This is a genomic window from Paenibacillus dakarensis (assembly GCF_001373415.1).
GTDB classification, from domain to species: domain Bacteria; phylum Bacillota; class Bacilli; order Paenibacillales; family Paenibacillaceae; genus Paenibacillus_AQ; species Paenibacillus_AQ dakarensis.
On record NZ_CDSE01000084.1, the window covers coordinates 34,281 to 57,094 of the forward strand.

The window sequence follows — 22,814 nt, forward strand, 5'->3', positions numbered from 1 at the left end:
AGCTGTCCATGAACTCACAGGTTTGGGCGTTCCGTGAAAATGCAATAATAGATTGAGGTTTATATACCTGCTATAATAGGGAACGATTCTTAACAATATATTTCACAAGAAAGACAGGGAGATCGAGGATGGAAAGAACAATGAAACGAAGATCAGCATTGTTCTGCGGTGTGTTTTTGCTCTTACTGCTGAAATTAATGCTTTTAAGGTTATTTTTATTTAATGAGATCAAGTGGGAAAGGGCTCTGACGGATGCTTTTTCACTGCTGGCATTAATGAGTTTTTTAGAGCTTCTTATCCCCATGAAAGCAAGGCGTGTGGTTTATTGGGTCTTTAATCTGGTCCTGACGCTTATCATGTTTGCGTCCGCCATATACAATGTGTATTTTGGCTCCATACCCACGTATACGGCTTTATCCGGTCTAGGACAAGTTAATCAGGTACGCTCCACCATAACTACATTAATCGAACCGGAGCATTTTATTTTCTGGGTGGACATTGTGGTCATGGCTGTCTATTGGATTGTTAACCGCGTTAGACGTAAGGGGAGACAATCAAGGAGTTACATTTATACTCAGCCCTCCTACCGGAATAGAAGAAAGATTTCGACATGGAAGCTGAGTATGGCAGGACTGCTTATTATTGGAGTTGTTGTATCCGGCCTGTTCATCCGCAAGGGATGGGGGATCGAGAATGAAATCGTTCGTGCTGAGCAGATGGGATTTATGAATTATCAAGTCGCTGCGGTCGTGAAAACGAGACAGGAAAAGCGGGAATTGGCATCAGTCAGTCTTCAAGATACAGTCAAAGCCATCCAAACCCTTCAGGAAAGCTATCCTTATAGGGATGTTGATCAGATCGGAAAAGAACCGGAATATTTCGGGGTCGGCAAAGGCAAGAATCTTATTGTCGTGCAGATGGAATCACTTCAGAACTTCCCGATTCACCAATCTTTAAATAATCAAGTATTAACACCCGTGATGAATCAGCTCGCAGACCAAGGATTATACTTCCCGTACATTTATCAGCAAATTGGACAAGGAAATACTTCAGATGCTGAATTTATATCCAACACATCGATATATCCTTTAGGTTCCATTGCGATGTCTACCGGATTTGGAAGCAGGGAGCTTCCGAGCTTGCCTCGTCTCCTTGCACAGCAAGGGTATGTAAGCAATACGTTTCATGTGAATGAGGTCAGCTTCTGGGATAGAAACAAGATGTATCCGGCTCTTGCCTTCGATCATTTTTATGACAAGCCCTTTTATACGAATGATAACTTCAACTCCTTTGGGCCTTCAGATGAAGAATTATACCGGGTAGGCATGGAAAAGCTGCTGAATTTGCATCAGGAAAGTAAACCGTTCTACGCACAGTTCGTTACGGTATCCAGTCACCATCCGTTTGCAGTTCCGGAGACATTTTCGAAAATACAGATTCCTCCCGACCTTGTGGGGACCCAGCTGGGCAATTATTTGGATTCAGTTAATTATTCAGATTATGCTCTCGGCAAGCTGATTGAATCGCTGAAGCAGAATGGGCTGTGGGAGGATACGGTCCTGGTCGTATATGGGGATCATCAAGGTATAAACAGTAAGGATACCGAAGCCAGCTTGATTACTTCCAAGGTAGGAGTTCCTTATCACGACCAGGTCAGCAAGTTTAACATTCCGTTTATCATTCATATTCCGGGCCTTGAAAAGGGGAAGACCATCGAGCAGACAGGCGGTCAGGTAGATATGCTGCCTACGATTGCTAATATCATGGGAATATCCTTGAAGGAAGATCAATTTACGGCACTTGGACAGGATTTGTTGAATATAGATAACAATGTAATCGGAATGAGATATTACTTGCCAACAGGTTCGTTCTTCAACAATGAGGTCATGTTTATACCAGGCAACGGGTTTGACGATGGTACTGCGGTATCCCTTCGAACTCTTGAGTCGGTTAACGATATAACTCCTTATCGGGAGGATTACGAATATGTTCTGAAGCTCATGAAATTGTCCGATGATTATGTGAAAAGACTGCCTTCCAGAGCACCGTAGCACCATTAGCTTAAGAATTTAAAAGGACTGGTACCATGGGGGCTATAATTGAAGAGTGTGCGGCAGAAGCGAACTTTGAATATGAAGTTCGCTTCTGCCGCCTATTGACTTCTTTCAAAAGACATCCTAAAATAATACCCACTGGGGTAATTTTGAGATCACCAGATAAATCGTAATTTATCAAGATCAGAGTTTATGCGCTGACCTTAAGGGAGGGAAAGGGCTTGTACTTTTTATATTTCTTCATAAGTGTTCTTCTCATCTACACTTACCGGAGATGGGTCCCTATAAGCGGGTTGAAATTAATGAAATGCAGTGAGCTCGCGAAAGCCAGAAAAGAGCGTCCACATCTGAAAGTACTCGACGTCAGGGATGTCTCTGAATATACAGCTGATGCAGGCCATATCAAGGAATCGGTTAACATCTCACTCGGTCGACTTCCATTCGTCTGGGATAAGGAATTGAGTCCAGAGGATGAAGTTATTATAGTAACACCCAAACGGTCGGAAGGACTCTTGGCAGCTCGAAAGTTGAAGAAATTTGGATTCCAATCCCTGTCATATCTAACGGATGATTGCCGGGAATGCTCGTCCTGCCGATAAATTTATGGGTTAAGTCCAGCCTGGTTACCTGAGTAATCAGGTTTTTTTGTGTTCAAAATCTTTGACTAGAATGGAAAATACAAGGGAAAGTTAGATTTGAAAAATAACATTTTTACAAGGAGCTGTTCACTCAATGTTTTATTTATACAGCCATAATGACTTGGATGGAGTTGGCTGCGGTATTTTAGCTAAATGTGCTTTTGGAGAGAAAGTTGATGTTCGCTACAATTCGGTCAGTGGAATTAACATACAGGTTGATAAATATTTGAATAAAATCGCAGCACAGGCTAGACCGGAGGACAAGTTGTATATTACGGACTTAACAGTGAACAGTGAACTGGAGCTTCGTCTGGAGGAATACGTTAAATCGGGAGGCAGCGTCCAGCTGATCGATCATCATAAGACGGCAGATCATTTCAACCATTACTCCTGGGCGCAAGTGAATGTCTTTCACAAGAATGGCAGTCTTTCTTCAGCTACTTCATTATTTTATGATTATTTGATTAAGCATGACATGCTTGCTCGCACAGATACCATGGATCAATTCGTGGAGCTGGTTCGATTATATGATACATGGGAATGGGAGGCCGAGAATAAGCTCCAGGCCAAGCGCTTGAATGATCTTTTCTATATGATATCTCTTGATGAATTTGAAGCGAAGATGGTGGAACGGCTGCAAAATCCGCAGGGCTTCTTTTTCGATGAGTTTGAAGAGAAGATCCTTGATATGGAAGAGGATAAAATCGAGCGATATATCCGCCGCAAGAAAAGAGAGATCATCCAGACCTTTATCGGGGAGGAATGCGTCGGGATCGTATATGCCGAGTCATACCATTCGGAATTGGCGAGTGAGCTGGGCTCAAGCAATCCGCATCTCGATTATATCGCCATACTTAACATGGGTAACCGTAAGATGAGTCTTCGAACTATACACGATCATATTGATGTATCTGCTATTGCCATGCGTTTTAATGGAGGTGGGCATGCGAAAGCTGCCGGATGTACGCTTAGTCATGAGGTCTTTAAGCTGTTTGTGGAGCAGCCGTTTGAACTTGAACCGATGAGAGCAGATGCCTTCCGTAATCAGTTTAATGTTAAAGGATCAGAAACCGGCGTGTTATATGAGAGCTGGGGAGATGATCAGATTTTCGTGTATATGACAAAGCACGGACAGTGGCTTGCAGAGTGGAATAATGAACCTCTTTCGTTTCAATTCCCCACTTTTGAGGAGGCGGAGCGGCATATCAAGCGTAACTACGGTGCGTGGTTAGCCAGAGATGAAGTGTATGTAAGCATGTTATCTAATAAGGTAAGAGAGATCCGGACGGAGAGTAAACCGGAATACATTCCGGAACATGATTTTTCGGAAAATGAAGATGAAAGAGTTCTGGATGATATATAAAATTTAAACTTTTCAAAAATCCCACACTTCCTACACAAATTCCACATGATTGTTGGGTATGTTGATAACAGTTCTTAAACATGAACAATGTAGAGAGTTGGAGGGAGTATACATGAAAAAAATAATAGCTATCGGACTGGCGTCACTTCTGGCAGTGAGCATTTTGGCAGGATGTCAGGATAAGGACAACGCTTCACAGCCGTCTTATCCATCTGGAACAAATACTACACGCGCAGAGCAGCTCAATCCCCCTTGGATTGCCACTAAAAATACAACGCGCATAAATACGTCTGATCCCGTTCAAGCGGCTGTACTGGCTTCCAGGACGCTCTGGACTTCAACGAATGATTCCAATACTGCCGGAATTGTGGTATTAGTTGATTCGGACAATTGGCAGGTCGCAGCTGCAAGTGCAGACTTGATTCATCATCCTAGTAATGGGCCGATCTTGTATGTAACCAAGGATGGGATTCCTGAGAGTACATGGAATGAGTTAAAACGATTGAAGCCTAAAGGTTCGAAGAGTAATCATGGAGTACAGGTAATCATCGTTGGCAAAGTAGCGGCAAAAGTTGAGGAACAGCTCAAAGACCTGGATTATAAAATAGACAAGGTGGAAGGCGATAATCCTGCCGCAGCAGCCCAGGCGATCGATGCATATTACGCCAAGGTAGCAGGAGACGTTCCGAAGTCCGTTATCGTGGGTTCCATGGATCAACCGGAATATACACTGCCGGCGGTGAATTGGATTGCACATATGCCTGAACCGCTGCTGTATGTTCGTGAGAAGGAGATCCCTCAGGAAACCATCGATGCACTTAAGAAACGGGAAGGTGCAGCGAATATATATGTAATCGGTCCGGAATCAGCTGTCTCCGGAAAGGTTCTTGATGCGTTGAGCGCTTATGGAAAAGCAACACGGATTTCTGGCCCAGATCCTTTTGAGAACGCCATACAGTTTGCCAAATTCAAAGATCACAAGACCGGGTTCGGATGGGGAATAGACAAGCCGGGCCATAACTTCTCATTCGTTCCGGCAGATGCTGAGATGTTAAGCATTGCAGTAGCTCCATTCTCCCATCTGGGCAAGCATGCACCTATGCTATTTACGGACAAAGACGGGATGCCGGACTCCGTCATGTCATATGTTATGTCCTTACAGCCGAAGTTCGAGGTGACTCCTACCGAAGGACCTTATAATCACGCCTGGATCACCGGGGATGAGAATACGATTACGCAAAAGGGTCAGAGCGAGATTGACGATATGCTTGAAATTGTTCCCGCTTCCGGAGGAGATGCTCATAGTGGACATTAGTTCACAGGTCATTCACCGTCTCTCCATCAAAACCACATTTTTGTTCTTTATGATGGTGATATAGGGAGGCGAAGACATCATGAAAAATAAATGGTTGGCAGCTATAGGCGTTGCTGTATTAACGTTTGGAATCGGAACAGCAGTATATGCCGATGTTAATGACGTGACTTTTCAGGAAATGCTGCCTTTTATGAAACAAATGCATCCAGGAGCAACAGATCAACAGCTGAATGAGATGTATCAGAATTGCCATGGGAATGGTGTACAAGCTGAATCATTACAAGATAGTTAAGAAAGATGAAGGGTATTTCCGAAGCCGGTCTAATCAATCGAGTGATTAGACCGGTTTTTTATATGTGCGTTGTTAATGAATGATTTTGAATATTGTTGATAGATTGTGATTGTTTTTTTAAAGATTTATGTTAATATTATATAGCTGTCAGGAGGGATGGTAATGCTTACAGAGGAACGGTACCGATTGATATTAGAACGACTGCAAGAGCAAGGTGTTGTCAAACTGCAGGAGCTTGTTGAGTTATTAAATGCATCCGAATCAACGGTTAGACGTGATCTTGTTGATCTCGAAGCAAAAAATCTGCTCAAAAGAGTTCATGGCGGTGCTTCTTTAATGATGCAGAAGAGCATAGAGCTCGGTATGGATGAGAAAACGTTCAAAAACATTCACGAAAAAAATGTAACAGCCAAACGTGCAGCAGAGCGGATTCAAGATGGAGATTGCATCTATCTCGACGCCGGTACAACGACGCTTGCTATGATTCCATATATAAAAGCAAAAGAGATAACGGTTGTGACGAATGGCTTATCCCATGTGGACGCATTGGTATCCAGGAATATACGGAGTTATTTACTTGGCGGATTGATGAAAATACATACGAAAGCAGTCGTAGGAAGCATCGCAATCCAAAATATGGAGCAATTTCGTTGTGATAAATCATTTATCGGTACAAATGGTATCGATGTAAAAATGGGGTATACTACTCCAGATCCAGAAGAAGCATTACTGAAAAGAACTGCCCATAACGCATCGGGTGAAACCTATGTACTGGCTGATTCCAGCAAGTTTGGCAAAATCACATTTGCTAAGATGTTTGACCTGGAAGAGGCTACACTCGTTACTGACAAGATACCCGATCCATATAAGGTGTCGATTGGTCAGAAATATAAAGTAATTGAGGGATGAAACATGATCTACACAGTGACACTGAACCCTTCCATAGACTTCATAGTGGAAGTAGAACATCTACAGCTTGGCGGCTTAAACCGAATGAAACGTGATTTGAAATTGCCAGGAGGCAAAGGAATTAATGTTTCCCGTATACTCACCGAGCTCGGAGCAGAAAATACAGCAATGGGTTTTCTAGGCGGGTTCACAGGGGAATTTATCCGGGACTTTTTAGCTAAAGGTTCGATCTCCTCTGATTTTGTGTCCATTTCAGACGATACGAGAATAAATGTGAAGCTTAAGCATGGAGATGAAACCGAAATCAATGGGCTCGGACCGGCAATTACGAATGAAGAAGCACAAGCGCTTTTGGAAAAGCTCTCTCATTTGAAGCCGGATGATATCTTAATTCTTTCTGGCAGTGTTCCGCCTTCACTCGGTGGAGATTTTTATGAACGGCTCATTGCCATCTGTAAGAAAACAGGTGCGGAATTTGTGATTGATACAACAGGAAAAGCGCTGCTGTCGGCATTAAAGCATCAACCCCTGCTGGTGAAACCAAATCATCATGAGCTTGCTGAATTGTTCGGCGTTACCATTGATTCAAAAGAGGATCTGGTGAAATACGGGCGGAAGCTGCTTAAAGAAGGCGCTAAGCATGTACTCATCTCCATGGCAGGTGAGGGAGCTTTATTCATTACGGAGGACAAGGTTTACCACGCAAATGTCCCTGCCGGAAAAGTGAAAAATTCAGTTGGAGCTGGTGATTCCATGATCGGCGGTTTTGTCGGAACGCTGGCTCTTACTGGTGATGCACTGCAGGCATTCCGTATGGGTGTCGCTTCGGGCAGTGCAACTGCATTCTCGGATGATCTTGCAGTTAAAGAGTTGATTGACACTTTGCTTCCTCAAGTTCAGGTCAACGAATGGAAATAACCTTACATCATAGCGGGAAGAGCGTATTACATACCTTTTTCCACAGCATAAGGAGTGCACAACATGAGAATAACCGATCTGATGATCAAAGACATCATGATTATGGATTTGAAGGCAACAACAAAAGATGAAGCGATTAATGAATTAATTGAAAGCCTAAGCAAAAGTGGCCGTATTAATGATCCTAAGCTGTTCAAGGAAGCTATATATAACCGGGAAGCTCAATCAAGCACAGGAATTGGCGGAGGCATCGCGATGCCTCATGCCAAAACGAAAGCAGTCAATGAGCCTACTGTCGTATTTGCAAAGAGCAAAGCAGGCATAGATTATGATGCCATAGATGATGCTCCTGCCCACGTGTTCTTTATGATTGCCGCTCCAGAAGGAGCCGGGAATACACATCTGCGTACCCTTGCAGCTTTGTCTAAATTGCTTATCGACACCGAATTCATCGAACAGCTGATGAATACGACTACACCGGATGAAGTGACTGCTTTATTTGATAAGAAACAACAAGAGGCAGAAGAAGAGAAGCAGAAGAAAGAAGCAGCTAAGGCAGCTAAAGCGGAAAAAGCAAAACAAGATAATAAAGCAAAAGAAGAGGCAAAACCCGCTTCAACTGATGAAAAAGCTGCTCAGGCGAATACAGCTGACGAGCCGTTTGTCATTGCTGTTACGGCTTGTCCGACCGGAATCGCTCACACATTCATGGCCGAAGATGCGCTGATCAAGAAAGCGAAAGAAATGGGTGTCAGCATTCGTGTAGAAACCAACGGGGCAGAAGGTGCGAAGAACGTACTGACCGAAGATGAAATCCGCCGTGCAAAAGGGGTTATTATCGCTGCCGGCAAAAAGGTAGATCTTGCGCGTTTCAATGGAAAACCGGTTCTGCAGCGCCCGGTAGCAGATGGAATCCGTAAACCGGAAGAATTGATTACAAAAGCTGTGAACGGCGATGCACCTATTCTGCAAGCAGAGGGCGGTTCTTCAGATTCCTCTTCGAGTGATGAGAAAGCGAGTTTCGGAAGCACACTGTATAAAAATCTCATGAACGGGATTTCGCACATGCTTCCATTCGTCGTGGGTGGCGGTATACTTCTTGCCATCTCATTCTTAGTTGAACAAGCAGCCGGCAGTGACAGCCCTATCTTCCAGCTGCTGCAAACCATTGGTGGCGGAGACGGAGCATTTCACTTCCTGATTCCGATCCTTGCCGGATTTATAGCGATGAGTATTGGAGACCGTTCCGCACTTATGCCAGGTATGGTCGGCGGTTTGATGGCGGTTAATGCAAACGCTGGTTTCCTTGGCGGTCTTGCAGCCGGTTTCCTTGCCGGGTATGTCATCCTTGCGCTTCGCAGAGCATTTAAATATTTGCCTTCTGCGCTTGATGGTTTGAAATCGATTATGCTATATCCTGTATTCGGTCTTCTGATCACGGGTACAATCATGTACTATATCCTGTCCCCAATTTTCAGCTCGCTCAATACTAGCTTAATTAATGTTCTCAACAATCTGGGTACAGGCAATATGGTACTGCTAGGCTTCATTCTTGCCGCGATGATGGCCATTGATATGGGTGGTCCTTTCAATAAAGCAGCTTATACATTTTCTATCGGGGTATTCACTTCCAGCGGTAATGAAAATGGACTCATGATGGCTGCCGTAATGGCGGGCGGTATGGTTCCTCCACTTGCCATCGCACTGGCAACCACGTTCTTTAAGAATAAATTTACCGAGCAGGAAAGAAAATCGGGTCTTACGAATTACGTACTGGGTCTATCGTTCATTACAGAAGGTGCGATTCCTTTCGCAGCAGCAGATCCGCTTCGTGTCCTCACTTCATGCGTAATTGGTTCAGGTATCGCTGGCGGACTTACACAATTGTGGGCGATTAACCTTCCTGCACCGCACGGAGGAGTCTTTGTTGCAGCCCTGGCTAACCATGCGATATTGTTCATGCTCGCGGTTATTATTGGAGCCATTGTCTCCGGGCTGATCCTCGGCGTATGGAAAAAACCAGTTGAAGAAAAATTGAGCTGATTCTTTCAGACGCTTAGAGCAATACAAAAGCCGGTCAATCACCTAATGTGATTAGACCGGCTTTTTAGCATTCATAATGTAATTAGAGCGGGCGGAGCGCTGCATCTTCATGTTTTCCACATGATTTTGAATTATAATTAGTGAATTAAGTGAATAAAGCAGGTGAGACGGAAATGAAAATTCAAATCTTAGTCATTGATGATGAATGGAATATGCGAAATTTACTGCGCATTTACCTCATGAAAGAGGGTTTTGATGTAAAAGAAGCGGGAACAGGACACGAGGCTTTACATTTAATGAAACAGCATCGTTTTGATATCATTCTGCTGGATGTGATGATGCCGGACATGGACGGTTGGCAAATATGCAAAAAAGCACGCGAAGAAAGTCAAGTTCCGATTCTCATGCTAACGGCGCGGTCGGAGACAAAAGACAAGGTGCACGGACTGGGCATTGGCGCTGATGACTATATGACGAAACCTTTCGAACCGGAAGAGCTAATCGCAAGGATATACTCTTTGATTCGCAGATATACCTTAGCAAATTCAAGCTTGCCGAAAGAGAAAAGGCTTCACTATCCTGAGCTTTCTATTCATCCGGACGGAAGAGCTGTCTTCATTCATGATCAAGCTGTCGAATTTACACAGAAGGAATTTGACCTGCTGCATATGTTAGCCGAGCATAGTGAAAGAGCGTTCTCCAGAGAAGAATTGGTCGAGCGTCTTTGGGGACATGATTTTCAAGGTGAGTCACGAGTAATTGATACCCATGTGAAGAATATCCGGGAAAAAGTAAATAAGGCGGGGCTGTCATATAATCCAATACATACCGTGTGGGGAATCGGTTACAAATTTCATGCAGCAGGTGAGGATTTGTGATTCATAACCGAATTGGTACAAAGCTTGGAATATGGATGATGTCGTTATTTTTAATGGTCATCTTATTACTTGGCACTGCTATAGACCGAATGTTCACGAATTTTCATCATACAGAACTGAAGAATAATGTGAATGAAATGACCACTCATTTTGTAATGATGGCATCCTCGCCGGAAAATACAGTGGATCATTCACTGGACGCGTTCGCGGCTTTTTCTAAAGTAAGTATATTCATTATTAATAACCAAGGAATCGTTACTGCCCATTCCGGTGAACACGATGCATCAGATCATTCGTTTATTCACGAGAAGGATGTTCAGAACATTTTTGCCGGCAAAACCGTTAATATGATACATACCGATCCGAATCAGAATCGTTATTTCGTATCCGGGATGGTTGTACCGACAAGTGGGGCTCATCAAGAGAACAATCAAGCTATATACGTTCTGGCTTCAACGCAGCATATGGATGAGTCGATTAGCCGTATCCGCAGCTTGCTTCTATTATCCGGTACTGGTGCTCTATTACTCGCTCTTGGAGTAACATGGATTTCAGCGCAAATCCTATCCCGCCCGCTGCTTCAGATGGAGAAGGCTACACGTAAAATCGCTGCAGGCGATTTGGAAACGAGACTGGCAATCAAGAACAGGGATGAAGTAGGCTCTCTTGCAGAAGCCATTAATGATCTGGCTATAGATCTGCAGCGGTATCGGGATAGCCGTCAGGAGTTTTTTGCGAATATATCCCATGAGTTGCGCACACCCATCACTTATCTTGAAGGTTATGCGAAGGTGGTGAAAGAGAAGCTGTATTCTTCGGAAGATGAGAAGGACAAGTATTTGGGTATCATCCAGGACGAAGCGGGCAGGCTGCAAAGGCTTGTTAATGATCTGTTTGAACTGGCCAAGATGGAAGAGGGGAAGATAAGCCTTTCTTTAGAATGGATTGATCTGAGGGATATTGTTCAGAGCAGTGTCCGTAAGCTGGAGTGGAAAGTGAAAGAAAAGGGTTTAACCATTCAGACCGTATTTGATGAGGCCATCCCGCTGATACAAGGTGACGGATTACGCATAGAACAGATTATGCTCAACATTTTGGATAACGCGATCCGCTATACTGATCAGGGGAGTATTTCGATCCATATTCATAAGAGCGTGGAGCATGTGCAATTATCGATAATCGATACAGGAATGGGTATCCCGGAGGAAGAGCTTCCTTTCTTATTTGATCGATTCTATCGGATAGAGAAATCACGTTCCCGCCAGTTTGGCGGTACAGGCCTTGGTCTTTCTATCGCAAAAAAATTAATCAATCTGCATGGCGGACAAATACAGGTGAGCAGTAAATTAGGAAATGGCACAAGGTTTGATATTTACTTTCCTCTGGATGCCGAGCAGGAGGATGAGGATGCGAAAAATTGAATGGTTTATGGCAGGGCTTCTGATGGCGCTGGGTTCCATGTGCTTAATAATGACTGCAGCAGGTGAGCCATTACAAGTAATGGAGGTTATGCAATCCTTCCTACTACGGTTCTATAGACTGTTTATATTCATTCTTGTCATTATCATCGGTATTGTAATTTGGAACAGGCGGAAAAAGTAAACATTAAATATGTAAATATTATCTCAAAAAAAATGACCCGCAAGGTAAACTCTTAAAAGAAAGAGTCATTCTTGCGGGTCATTACATTATCTTATTAAGTTACTGGTACTATTATTTATACCAGCCCCATACAAAGATGAAGAGCGTACCGAAGATCGTAACTAATCCAACAAACAAGGCATAAGCGATGTTGATATATAGTGATTTTTTATTATCCGACTCCCCGATGTGCATGAATAGGACAAGCTGAAGGGAAGCCTGCAGGAGTGCTGTTACCCACAATATAGGCATCTTCACCGCGGATGGAATATCCATAAGCACAAGCAGCGCAACAGCGGTAAGGACGAGAGAGGAAACAAATCCTACAACATGCTTAATCGGAAACAGCTGTTTCAACATGTCACATCAGTCCTTTCAAGTATACAAAGCTGAAGATGAAGATCCACACGACATCAAGGAAGTGCCAGTACAGTGAGAAGATAAAGGATTTATTCGCTGTACGATGATCCAAACCATGTTTCTTCAATTGGATCAATATTCCGATTCCCCACAATAGACCGAAGGTTACGTGAGCACCGTGTGTACCAAGCAGTGTAAACAAGCTGGAAAGGAATGCACTGGTTGACAGTGTCGCACCTTCATTTACATAGGTGACAAATTCAAAGATTTCAATTCCAAGGAACGCAGCGCCCAGCAGCAGGGTGATGATCATGAAGACCATCATTGGCTTTTTAAGTCCCAGGCGCATGCTGTGAACGGCAAGACCAATGGTAAAACTTGATGTTAGCAAGATGAAAGTCTCGGCAAGAACCGGACCAATCTCAAATATTTCAGCACCGTTCGGACCGGATGCAAAACGATTGACCAGTACGAAGTAAACGGTGAAGAGGGTAGCGAACAATGCAATTTCAGCTCCGAGAAATATCCAGAATCCAAAAATCTTGTTGCGGTTTTCCTCTGTTCCGTATTCTAGCGGCTGAGTGGCATCTATTTTCATACCGTATCACCCCGCAATTTGTTTTCTGTTTCAATGATTTCTTCAGCCGGAATGTAATAGCCTTCATCCCGATCAAATGACATTGTAGCCATTAATATCAAGACTGCAATACCTGATATAATAGCCGGCACCCACCAACTAAATACCAGGAAGAAGCCAAGGAAGAAGAAGACTACACCTAATATGAACGGCTTGCCTGAGTTGCTAGGCATATGAATCTTCTTAATTTTCTCATCTGAAAGCGGAACATTATCTTTCTTGGAGAACCAGAAAGGATCGCGTCCAGTAACTTTCGGTGTAACAGCAAAGTTGTACTCCGGAACCGGACTTGGTGTAGACCATTCCAAAGTACGAGCATCCCAAGGGTCACCCGTTTTGTCTCTTGGCTGATAACGAGTACTCCAGTAGATGTTATACACGAGCAGAACGAAGCCGATAACCAAACCAATTACACCGATCATCGACAGCAAGTTGAGTGGCCCAAAGCCTGTTTCTGCAGAATAAGTGTACGTACGGCGTGTCATTCCTTTCAGACCCAAGATAAACAGTGGGAAGAAAGTTACGTTGAATGAAACAGCGATAAACCAGAAGGCAGTCTTACCAAGACGTTCATTAAGACGGAATCCGAATACTTTCGGGAACCAGTAGTGGAAACCTGCGATAACCGCAAATACGGTACCCGGAATCAGAACGTAGTGGAAGTGAGCTACCAGGAACATCGTGTTGTGATACTGATAGTCAGCACTTGCCATAGCAAGCATGACACCTGTTACACCACCAATCGTAAAGATCGGAATAAATGCCAGGGAATAAAGCATTGGTGTTGTAAAGGATATTCGGCCTTTTCGCATCGTAAAGAGCCAGTTAAATATTTTAACACCGGTCGGAACGGCAATCGCCATCGTTGTAATGGAGAAGAATCCGTTGACCATGGCGCCTTGTCCCATGGTGTAGAAGTGGTGAGCCCACACAAGGAAGGACAAGAGTGAAATAACAACCATACTCGCAACCATTGAAGTGTAGCCATACAGGTTCTTCTTCGAGAAGGTAGCAATAATCTCACTGAAGATACCGAAGGCAGGAAGAATAACAATATACACTTCAGGGTGTCCCCATACCCAGAACAGGTTAGCCCACAGCATATCCATACCGCCGTTTGCCATCGTAAAGAACTGGGAGCCAAACAGTCTATCAAACATCATCAGAAGCAGTGCAATAGTAAGTACCGGGAAAGCAAAGACGATGATGACGCTTGTAATCAGGATTGACCAGGTAAACATCGGCATTTTCATGAGCGTCATGCCAGGCGCACGCATTTTAAGAATCGTAACGATAAAGTTCACGCCAGTCATCAAGGTCCCGATCCCTGAAATTTGAAGGGCGAGGGAGTAATAGTTATTACCAACCGTCGGGCTGAATTCATTGCTAGCCAGCGGGAAGTATGCGGACCAACCGGCATCCGGTGATCCCCCGATAACGAACGAGATGTTCAAGAGCATAGCTCCGGCGAAGAACAACCAGAAGCTGATGGCATTCAAACGCGGGAAAGCAACGTCTCTGGCACCAATCTGGAGAGGAACGATAACGTTCATCAAACCGATAATAAACGGCATAGCCATAAACAGGATCATGATCAAGCCATGCGTTGTAAAAATCTCATTATAATGTTGTGCATCTAGGAATTTCATTTCCGGCGCTGCGGTCTGGGCTCGCATCATGACGGCATCGACACCGCCGCGGAACAGCATGAGCAGGGCGGATATGATGTACATAACACCTATTTTCTTGTGATCGACCGTAGTCAGCCATTCCCGCCACAAGTATCCCCACTTTTTAAAGTAGGTTAAACCTACGACAATGGCGATCGAGGCGAGTGCGATGCTCACCATGGCGGCGTAAATCATCGGTTCGCCGGTAACGAAAAATTCGTCCCATTTCATAAGGGCTTAACTCCTTTCTGGATGTGTGAAGTACAATACAATAATAGGAGGGGAACACCCGCCATTTTATTTATGTTCTTCATGGTTTGTTGAGCCTTCATCAGCCGGAGATTCCGGAAGAGGCTTATTCGGATCCACATTTGGTTCATCGTCGAATTCAGTCTCGTCCTGGGTTGCAGGCTCAGGATGCTCGGTTTTGTTATCTTGATGGTCAACACTTCCGTGATGTCCTTCTTCAGGTGGAGGGCTGAATGTCAAGTGGTTGCTTGAGAAGGACATTCTGCCTACATGCTTCGTATCAAGCAGCTTTTTGAATTCAGATTCACTCAGTTCCGGCTCGTTTGCCTTCACATCGCTTACCCATTCATCAAATTCAGCTGCAGACATAGCTAGTGCTTCGAACTCCATGTGCGCAAAGCCTTCACCGCTGAAGTTCGAGTTCTTACCCATATATGAGCCAGGCACATCAGCAACAAGATTGAGCTTGTTAACCATGTCACTCATACCATATTTTTGTCCAGCCAGCTGTGGAATCCACAGGCTTGCAATGGGTCCGAATGAATATATTCGGAACTCGATCGGACGATGTGTCGGAATATTTACATAGTTAACCGTCTCGATCCCTTCCTCCGGATAACTAAAGTGCCACTTCCAGTTTGAAGCTGCCGCATAGATTACCAGAGGTTTCTGATTCTCATATCCCGCTGGGATCTTCTCAACATCAGCCGTAGTCTTTACGGTTACGACTGACAGAATCGCAACAATAATTACAGGAATGGCAATCCAAGTGGCCTCCAGCCATTTACTGCCCTCTTCATGAGGCGGCACATATCCTTCATTAGACTTTTTAGCCCGATATTTAACCAGGAAAACGATGAACAGCGTGTATACTACCGCTAAAACGCCAAGCATCATTAAAATAGAAAAAATGATGGTATCGGACAGGGTTCTTGCAGCAGGTCCCTTCGGATCCAAAACTGTCAATGAGCTGCAACCCGACAGAAGCAAGGAAAAGCTCAAGAACAATGCAAATAACGGCCCTCGTTTTTTCATGATGTACCCCTTTCTTTCTTATTGATCTTCTAGTCGATAATTTTTTCCTATATCTATACTAAGAAGTAAGTTGTGGCTTTGCAAAAAGCATATGTTTGAATATTTTACAGTAACTGGTTTAATCATGACAATGTAAGTAACATTGTGTGTTCAAACTGTTACAAGTGGTGGTATGTGTGAGAGAAATCACAGTAATCATGCGGCCTCTAGGGAGTTCATACTTTGTTCAAACATTCACGAGAGTTCTCGAATTTGTCACAACTTACAACGGATAGATACCACGGATTTCTTACCCATTATGCTATTGATCTGATCAGGTAATTGGAGGGAAAGAAGGAAAACAGTTGGTTTACGGTGGAAATCTGGTCGAACACCAAAATTCGAATCAAACATTGTAGAGAAGTGGTTATAAAAAGAGGTATACTTGGAAATACACATTATTCAATCCTTAAGGCAGGAGGATCAACCGTGAATCCAATGATGTTAGAATTCCCTGAGCAAATCGAAACAGAGAGACTTCTAATTCGTGCCCCTCTATGGGGAGATGGTGTTGCTGTGAACGAAGCGATCATAGAAAGTATAGAAGATCTTCGGCCATGGCTGCCTTTTGCCAATAACAAACCATCCGTTCATGAATCTGAAGCTTTCGTAAGAAAAGCCAGGCTCTGTTTTCTTGAACGTACGGATCTGGTTCTTCACTTGTTCGACAGGGAGACAGGTGCATTTGTAGGAAGCAGTGGCTTACATCACATAGATTGGAAAACACGCCGGTTTGAGATTGGTTATTGGCTGAGGAGTTCTTGCACAGGAAAAGGACTTGCTGCAGAGGCGGTAAACGGCATATCAAACTTTGCGGTTACACAATTAGGTGCGAATCGGGTTGAAATCCGAATAGATTCCCGAAATACGCGAAGCAGAAAAGTCGCGGTTCGTACAGGATTTTCGCTTGAAGGAACACTCCGTAACTGGAGGAGAAACGAATACGGCGATCTTATACATCTCATGGTGTATTCCAAAGTACGCGGAGCTGAGTATCAATAGAGATCCAAGAAACAACAAGAAGCCATTCCAGGACAGCCCTGAATTGGCTTCTTGTTGTTTAATGTTGTTCACGATCCACTAGTCTCCATTCAAGCCTCATCTGTCCGAAGAATGTATTGAGGGTCTTTTATAACTTTAAAGCTCAAGAATACCACAATTATTATTGCACCCGCCGTTCCACAGATGATATCCCACATCGTATCGGTTAAACTGCCATTTTGCGAAACCAGCCCAAACAGATGATCAACCGTAAACTCGTATATTTCCCATACCCCAGCCATGGCAACTGAAAAGAATAATGCGAACCAGATGGCCCCTGGCTGATGCAAGTGTCTCTCAGGATGACGTTGTATCGTTTTATCATGAATAAGCAATCCGACATATACAAGAATAGCACCTGAGAGCAAATGCTCAATCTTATCGAGATGCGGAATGACACTATACATATTAAATAGTTTAGCTAGAAGCATCGTGATGGTGATGAATAACAAGATGGAAAACCGAAGACCTGAAGATAGCCGGGTTCTTGTCCATTTTGTCAACCCTCTCATGATCAGAAGCACGGAAATGATCAAAGCTGCTTGAAAGCATTTTGCATAAATCCCTTTAACAGCAAAAAACACCAAGCATAAACTACAGATGATATATAGCCCTATTTCAAATATATAATTGAAGCGCTGCAGGCTTCTCCATCTTTTATGAGACGTTCTTGTCATGAAATGCCTCCCTGGTTATTGGAGCGTGTGTACAAACGTTTCCTCTGCAAAGGAAAGTAAGTAATAACAGTTTTGACCTGAATGACAAGAATAATCCGGGGATAAGGAAAAAAAAGATATGTATCACAAACTGGTTTATAGCAGATCCGAATGAATCATAGGTTTCAAGATAATTGCCTGGTTTCGTTTAAATATGGACAGAGAGGAGAGATTATTGGTATGCTAGTAACTCGATACCCGAGTATATTGTGCCTGAAAGGGTATCCTTTTTTAATTTCTTAAGTTAAAGGAAGATCAGCCAACATGCATGTTACAACGGTTTTTCTCGGACTAATTATATTTTTGAATATCATATTTGCCTTCGTCGTTATCTTCCAGGAAAGAAGAGATGTTGGCTCAACATGGGCATGGCTTTTAGTATTACTGCTAATTCCGATTGCCGGCTTTATACTGTATTTGTTCTTCGCTCAAAACTTCAGACGGAAACGGTTATTTTACTGGGACGATATAAAGAAAAAAGGTCTGGACCGAGGATTGAAGTTCCAGGAATCCCTGTTACGCTCCGAACAATTTCAATTCAAAAATCATGTTTCATGGAAGAATAAAGATTTGATTACGATGAATTTGCTGCACAATCAAGCGGTACTGAGTGAAGATAACCAGGTGGAAGTTTTTACAGACGGTAAAGAGAAGTTCGCCGCTCTCTTTCAAGACATTGAGGAAGCCACCGAATTCATCCATATACAGTACTACATCATTCAGAAGGACCGACTGGGCAAGCGAATGATGGATCTATTAACGAAAAAAGCGAAGCAGGGCGTTAACGTTCGAGTGTTATATGATGAACTGGGTTCCAGACGAATCAACCCGAGGTTTCTACAAGAGCTGCGGGACGCCGGTGGACAAGTTGAGGCTTTTTTTCCATCAAAGTACCGTCTTATCAATCTTCGCTTGAACTACCGTAATCACCGCAAGCTGGTCATCATTGACGGGAAGATCGGATATGTAGGCGGATTTAATGTGGGTGATGAATATCTTGGGCTTAATCCGAAATTCGGGTACTGGCGGGATACGCATCTGAGAATTGTAGGAACTGCGGTTTACTCCATACAGACAAGGTTTATTCTGGATTGGAATCAAGCCTCATCGAATCATGATATTGTCTATTTCCCAAGCCTGTTTCCTCATTTGCCTACTCAGGGCAATGTAGGCATACAGATCGTAACGAGTGGTCCGGATTCCGAGTACGAACATATCAAGAACGGTTATCTAAAAATGATCAGTTCTGCGCAAAAATCAATCTATATCCAAACACCTTATTTTATCCCGGACTCCAGCATGCTTGACGCACTTCGAGTAGCCTCCCTGTCTGGAGTTGAAGTGAATGTGATGATTCCGGATAAGCCTGATCATATGTTTGTATACTGGGCAACGCTATCCTACATTGGAGAGATGCTGAGTGTTGGTGCCAAGGTTTATCTGTATAGTAACGGATTTATTCATGCCAAAACGCTGGTGATTGATGAAGAAATAGCTTCTGTTGGAACGGCCAACATCGATTTCCGAAGCTTTAAGCTTAACTTCGAGGTAAATGCATTTCTGTACGATGAGGGGATAGCCGAACGATTAAGCCAGGATTTTAAGCAGGATATAAAGGTGTCCAGGCTGCTCACTCTGAAAGAATACCGGGAGCGTTCCAAATGGATCCGTATCAAAGAGTCTATATCCCGCTTATTGTCGCCAATATTATAAATACTCCCCTATGCAGAAAAAATAGTATACAACTCCTTGAAAAACCGCCTAAAGGCGGTTTTTTTATATTTTCTAAACTTATTTGTTTTTACAGGGTTAATAAATTATTTGGATAAATCAGTAATAAGAGGAGTATGCCTCATCGGTTATGATATTTTGAAAAATGGCTACCTGAATAGGTCAGAAGCCTGATAGTATAATAGATAGAACTTATAGGAAATGTGGTGAAAAGATGTTATTCAGTCAACATCAGATCGAACAGATTCGCAGACAATCTCTGCAGATGGAGCAAGAGGGCAAAGTTACAGAGGAAGTGCTTCAGCTTATTTATGATTATCGCCTGTTCCATCTATTTGTACCTAATGAATTGGAAGGCCGGATGACAACATTACCTGAAGCTGTTAAGCTATTTCAAGAATGCTCACGGATTGACGGGAATTTCGGGTGGCTGATTACGATCGGTGCCGGGGGAGGATTCTTCGCCTCATTTATGTCTCCAAAAGTAAGCCGGGATGTCTTCGCGCACCGGACTGCTGTGATTGCCGGCAGCGGCACGCCATCTGGAACCGCACGGCGTGTACCTGGTGGGTACATCGTGAATGGAAGCTGGAAGTATTGCAGCGGATCAACCCATGCAACGGTGTTTACTGCGAATGTGATCGTGGAGAAGAGGGAAGAGGAAGCAGATTCTGAAGAAAGTGATGTTCCGGAAATACGCTCGATGATACTTTTGCCAGAACAAATACATATCAAACCGGATTGGAATGCGTTCGGATTAAAGGCGACATCCAGTCACTCCATATCGGCCAGGGATGCATTTGTGCCTGAAGAGATGACATTTGATATTACCGATAAAAAATCTTATGAGTATGAGCTCATTTATTCTTATCCGTTTCTTGCCTTCGCCCAAGCCTCTTTTGCAGCAGTAACCTTAGGGATTGCACAGCACTTTTTAGAAGCTGCTGAAGCGCTATTGGAGCAAAAGCCAAGCCGCCATCCCTTTGTCAGTAACCAATTAAGCAGCATGCAGGAAGCTTTAAAGCGTTCTGAAATGGACTTATACGCTTGTATGAATCAATCGTGGAATGAACTGCAGCAGGAAGGGCATTTATCTCAGGAGACAGAGGCTAAGGTATCCGAGCAATGTATCTCTACAGCCCAAGTCTCATTACAGTGCGGACAAGTATTATTCCCGCTGCTAGGGTTATCTGCCGCTATGGAGGACAGTGCAGTCAATCGGACGTGGAGAGATCTTCAAACCGCTTGTCAGCATGCACTGCTTCGGAGTTATTGAGCTTGAGCGAACCTTCGAATAGCGATTTGCAGTTTTTGTAGGCGGGAGGGCACAATGATGCGTAAATGGATTGTTTCTGCCACAGTTTTATCACTCCTAGCTGTTATTCTTGCGATCTTTCTTCTAAGTTCTAAAGGGAGTAATGGCGATTACATTATCGGTAAAGAAATCAACAGCAATCAAACGCCGGTAATCATAGTGGCGCGCGATATTTCGAGAAAAGAAGCGGAGTCTTTATCGCTTGATTACTTTATGAAAGAATCCAATCGGGATCGTGTGATGTATTATCACGTCAAAGATACTGCTCTTTATCATGACCTGACCATGGGTGAGAGAGTGACTGTGAAAACCGCTGGTTATGTTATGATGTCATCGCCGATGCAGGCAGTTGCCACGGAAATCATCAGGCATGATCAATAATACTGTTCAAAATTATGATAAAAACAAAGAGCACCTCGAGAGAGGTGCCCTTTGTTGTTTTACAGAACCGCCTGCAGCAAGAAATTCGCCAGAAACAGAATCGAAATCACGAACATGGCTATCGAAAGCTGTTCCCGCTTCTTGGCAAACAGCTTGAGCAGCGGATAAGCGATAAAGCCGAAGGCAATCCCGTCCACGATGCTGTAGGTTAACGGAATCATGATAATGACGAGAAATGCAGGAAACGCTTCGGTAAAATCGCTAAAGTCTATATTAACGATATTCGACAGCATTAATCCCCCGATAATGATAAGAATAGGGGCAATGGCTGCATCCGGAACAAGCTTGATAAAAGGCATAAAGAACAGGGACAACAAGAACAAAACGCCCGTAATCAACGAGGTTAATCCGGTTCTTCCACCTGCCGTAATGCCCGCAGCCGATTCTACCGTAGAAACCGGAGGGCTTGTACCCAGCAGGCCGCAAACGATTGAGGAAATCGAAACGGCCTTGAGCGCTTTCCCGTTCTTTTCCGGTGCTTGTAGCAAACCGTCGACTTGAGAATGCACCAGTCCTATATTTTCAAAAACCAGGACCAAAACGAGCGAGAAGCAGGCCATCAGGAATGGAATGCTAATCAGTTTGCTCCAGTCTGCACTTAAGAACACGCTTTGATAGGATTGGAAAGAGATGGACCCGGCATGCAACGACGAGAAGTCGATGATTCCAAACAACCAGGCAACCAGAGTGCCTAATATAATGCTGATCAGAAAGTTACCAGGGACTTTTTTCAAAAACAAGAATAAGGTGATCACCAGATTGATGATCGTTGCCAGCACCATCGGTGCCGACAAATCGCCGAGGGCGACAAAATGACCCGTGTTTCCGATGACGATACCGCTCTTTTGCAGGCCAATAAAAGCGATAAACAGCCCAATCCCAACGGAGATGGACTCTTTTAAAGAAGTTGGTATAGCCTTGCTAATGATGGTAGACAGTTTGGAAAAAGCAATGATCACAAACAGGATCCCCGATAGAACAACCGCTCCTAACGCCTCCATATAATTTAACCCCATCGAACCGACAATGGTATACGTAAATAAGGCATTGATGCCCATACCGGGTACGATGATCAGCGGGGCGTTCGCCATGAACGCAACGAGCAGACAGCCAATCAGTGAAGACAGAACGGTTGCAATAATCCCTGCCTCAAGCGGGATGCCCGCATCCTCAAGAATTTTGGCGTTAACCGCAATGATGTAAACGATCGAGAAAAAGGATGTTAAGCCTGCCGTGACCTCCTTTTTCAAATTCGTTCCGTGGTGCTTAAGCTTGAATACTCCTTCCATGATATATCACACTTTTCAGATTTCCCTCTCCCACCCACATGCAGTTCGTTTAAAACACATGCAGAGGAAATTATAACATAAAATTTAAACATATCAGTAGCATTTATGTGAGAGAAAAGCAAAAGTATCTGTTGCATCACCTTAGGAAGAAAATTATAATTATATGTCTCCTATAATTTTCCTGATACTCCACTCCTCAAATCATTTCTAGCTGTTAAGAAGGGGGATACCCGTGAAAGA

The 22,814-nt window shown here is 43.7% G+C and carries 21 protein-coding genes; 15 read left to right on the forward strand and 6 right to left on the reverse strand.

Annotation, left to right across the window (positions count from 1 at the left end):
* The first annotated feature begins 140 nt into the window (after positions 1-140).
* From BN1234_RS17155 to BN1234_RS17205, 11 genes are all read left to right on the forward strand, one after another.
* Positions 141-2,051, forward strand: a complete 1,911-nt coding sequence (locus tag BN1234_RS17155; RefSeq protein ID WP_245640204.1) for an LTA synthase family protein — start codon at positions 141-143, stop codon at positions 2,049-2,051.
* A 224-nt stretch (positions 2,052-2,275) separates the two neighbouring features.
* A complete protein-coding gene (locus BN1234_RS17160) occupies positions 2,276-2,653 on the forward strand; it encodes a rhodanese-like domain-containing protein (protein WP_054957870.1) in 378 nt (125 codons plus the stop codon).
* A 133-nt stretch (positions 2,654-2,786) separates the two neighbouring features.
* Positions 2,787-4,055, forward strand: coding sequence for a DHH family phosphoesterase (locus BN1234_RS17165; RefSeq protein WP_054957871.1), 1,269 nt, complete (start codon positions 2,787-2,789; stop codon positions 4,053-4,055).
* A gap of 112 nt (positions 4,056-4,167) precedes the next feature.
* Positions 4,168-5,370 carry a cell wall-binding repeat-containing protein gene (locus BN1234_RS17170; RefSeq protein ID WP_054957872.1) on the forward strand — a complete coding sequence of 401 codons (1,203 nt, stop codon included), beginning with the start codon at positions 4,168-4,170 and terminating at the stop codon, positions 5,368-5,370.
* A gap of 79 nt (positions 5,371-5,449) precedes the next feature.
* Positions 5,450-5,662: a hypothetical protein gene (locus BN1234_RS17175; RefSeq protein ID WP_054957873.1), complete on the forward strand. Its 213-nt coding sequence runs from the start codon at positions 5,450-5,452 to the stop codon at positions 5,660-5,662.
* 162 nt (positions 5,663-5,824) lie between these two features.
* Positions 5,825-6,571, forward strand: coding sequence for a DeoR/GlpR family DNA-binding transcription regulator (locus BN1234_RS17180; RefSeq protein WP_054957874.1), 747 nt, complete (start codon positions 5,825-5,827; stop codon positions 6,569-6,571).
* 3 nt (positions 6,572-6,574) lie between these two features.
* Positions 6,575-7,489: a 1-phosphofructokinase gene (pfkB, locus tag BN1234_RS17185; protein WP_054957875.1), complete on the forward strand. Its 915-nt coding sequence runs from the start codon at positions 6,575-6,577 to the stop codon at positions 7,487-7,489.
* 63 nt (positions 7,490-7,552) lie between these two features.
* Entirely contained in the window at positions 7,553-9,532 is a 1,980-nt protein-coding gene (locus BN1234_RS17190; protein WP_054957876.1) for a PTS fructose transporter subunit IIABC, read from the forward strand.
* A 173-nt stretch (positions 9,533-9,705) separates the two neighbouring features.
* Positions 9,706-10,410 (forward strand): response regulator transcription factor, encoded by a 705-nt coding sequence (locus tag BN1234_RS17195; RefSeq protein ID WP_054957877.1) that lies wholly within the window; start codon positions 9,706-9,708, stop codon positions 10,408-10,410.
* On the forward strand, positions 10,407-11,831 hold the full coding sequence (locus BN1234_RS17200) for a sensor histidine kinase (protein WP_054957878.1): 1,425 nt from the start codon (positions 10,407-10,409) through the stop codon (positions 11,829-11,831). The genes BN1234_RS17195 and BN1234_RS17200 overlap by 4 nt, the downstream gene beginning before the upstream one ends.
* A complete protein-coding gene (locus tag BN1234_RS17205) occupies positions 11,818-12,012 on the forward strand; it encodes a hypothetical protein (protein WP_054957879.1) in 195 nt (64 codons plus the stop codon). Before BN1234_RS17200 ends, BN1234_RS17205 begins: the two co-directional genes overlap by 14 nt.
* A 111-nt stretch (positions 12,013-12,123) precedes the next feature.
* On the opposite strand, the gene qoxD is transcribed toward BN1234_RS17205, so the two are convergent.
* From qoxD to qoxA, 4 genes are all read right to left on the reverse strand, one after another.
* The gene (gene qoxD, locus BN1234_RS17210) at positions 12,124-12,411 is read right to left on the reverse strand and encodes a cytochrome aa3 quinol oxidase subunit IV (protein WP_054957880.1); all 288 of its coding nucleotides are present in this window, start codon (positions 12,409-12,411) and stop codon (positions 12,124-12,126) included.
* Between the two features lies 1 nt (position 12,412).
* On the reverse strand, positions 12,413-13,009 hold the full coding sequence (gene qoxC / locus BN1234_RS17215) for a cytochrome aa3 quinol oxidase subunit III (protein ID WP_054957881.1): 597 nt from the start codon (positions 13,007-13,009) through the stop codon (positions 12,413-12,415).
* On the reverse strand, positions 13,006-14,949 hold the full coding sequence (gene qoxB, locus BN1234_RS17220) for a cytochrome aa3 quinol oxidase subunit I (RefSeq protein ID WP_054957882.1): 1,944 nt from the start codon (positions 14,947-14,949) through the stop codon (positions 13,006-13,008). Before qoxB ends, qoxC begins: the two co-directional genes overlap by 4 nt.
* A gap of 66 nt (positions 14,950-15,015) precedes the next feature.
* A complete protein-coding gene (gene qoxA, locus BN1234_RS17225; protein ID WP_054957883.1) occupies positions 15,016-16,002 on the reverse strand; it encodes a cytochrome aa3 quinol oxidase subunit II in 987 nt (328 codons plus the stop codon).
* Between the two features lie 468 nt (positions 16,003-16,470).
* Here qoxA and BN1234_RS17230 point away from each other — a divergent pair, with 468 nt between their 5' ends.
* Complete coding sequence (locus tag BN1234_RS17230; protein WP_054957884.1) at positions 16,471-17,043, forward strand: GNAT family N-acetyltransferase; 573 nt, start codon at positions 16,471-16,473, stop codon at positions 17,041-17,043.
* Between the two features lie 89 nt (positions 17,044-17,132).
* Here the strand turns inward: BN1234_RS17230 and BN1234_RS17235 are convergent, their stop codons facing one another.
* Positions 17,133-17,759, reverse strand: coding sequence for a DUF2238 domain-containing protein (locus tag BN1234_RS17235; RefSeq protein WP_054957885.1), 627 nt, complete (start codon positions 17,757-17,759; stop codon positions 17,133-17,135).
* A gap of 303 nt (positions 17,760-18,062) precedes the next feature.
* On the opposite strand from BN1234_RS17235, the gene cls reads away from it, so the two are divergent.
* From cls to BN1234_RS17250, 3 genes are all read left to right on the forward strand, one after another.
* Complete coding sequence (cls, locus tag BN1234_RS17240) at positions 18,063-19,511, forward strand: cardiolipin synthase (protein ID WP_054957886.1); 1,449 nt, start codon at positions 18,063-18,065, stop codon at positions 19,509-19,511.
* A 232-nt stretch (positions 19,512-19,743) separates the two neighbouring features.
* Positions 19,744-20,805 (forward strand): acyl-CoA dehydrogenase family protein, encoded by a 1,062-nt coding sequence (locus BN1234_RS17245; protein WP_054957887.1) that lies wholly within the window; start codon positions 19,744-19,746, stop codon positions 20,803-20,805.
* A gap of 54 nt (positions 20,806-20,859) precedes the next feature.
* Positions 20,860-21,225, forward strand: coding sequence for a DUF3221 domain-containing protein (locus tag BN1234_RS17250; protein WP_156337257.1), 366 nt, complete (start codon positions 20,860-20,862; stop codon positions 21,223-21,225).
* A gap of 59 nt (positions 21,226-21,284) precedes the next feature.
* Here the strand turns inward: BN1234_RS17250 and BN1234_RS17255 are convergent, their stop codons facing one another.
* Positions 21,285-22,574: an NCS2 family permease gene (locus BN1234_RS17255; protein ID WP_054957889.1), complete on the reverse strand. Its 1,290-nt coding sequence runs from the start codon at positions 22,572-22,574 to the stop codon at positions 21,285-21,287.
* Between the last annotated feature and the right edge of the window lie 240 nt (positions 22,575-22,814).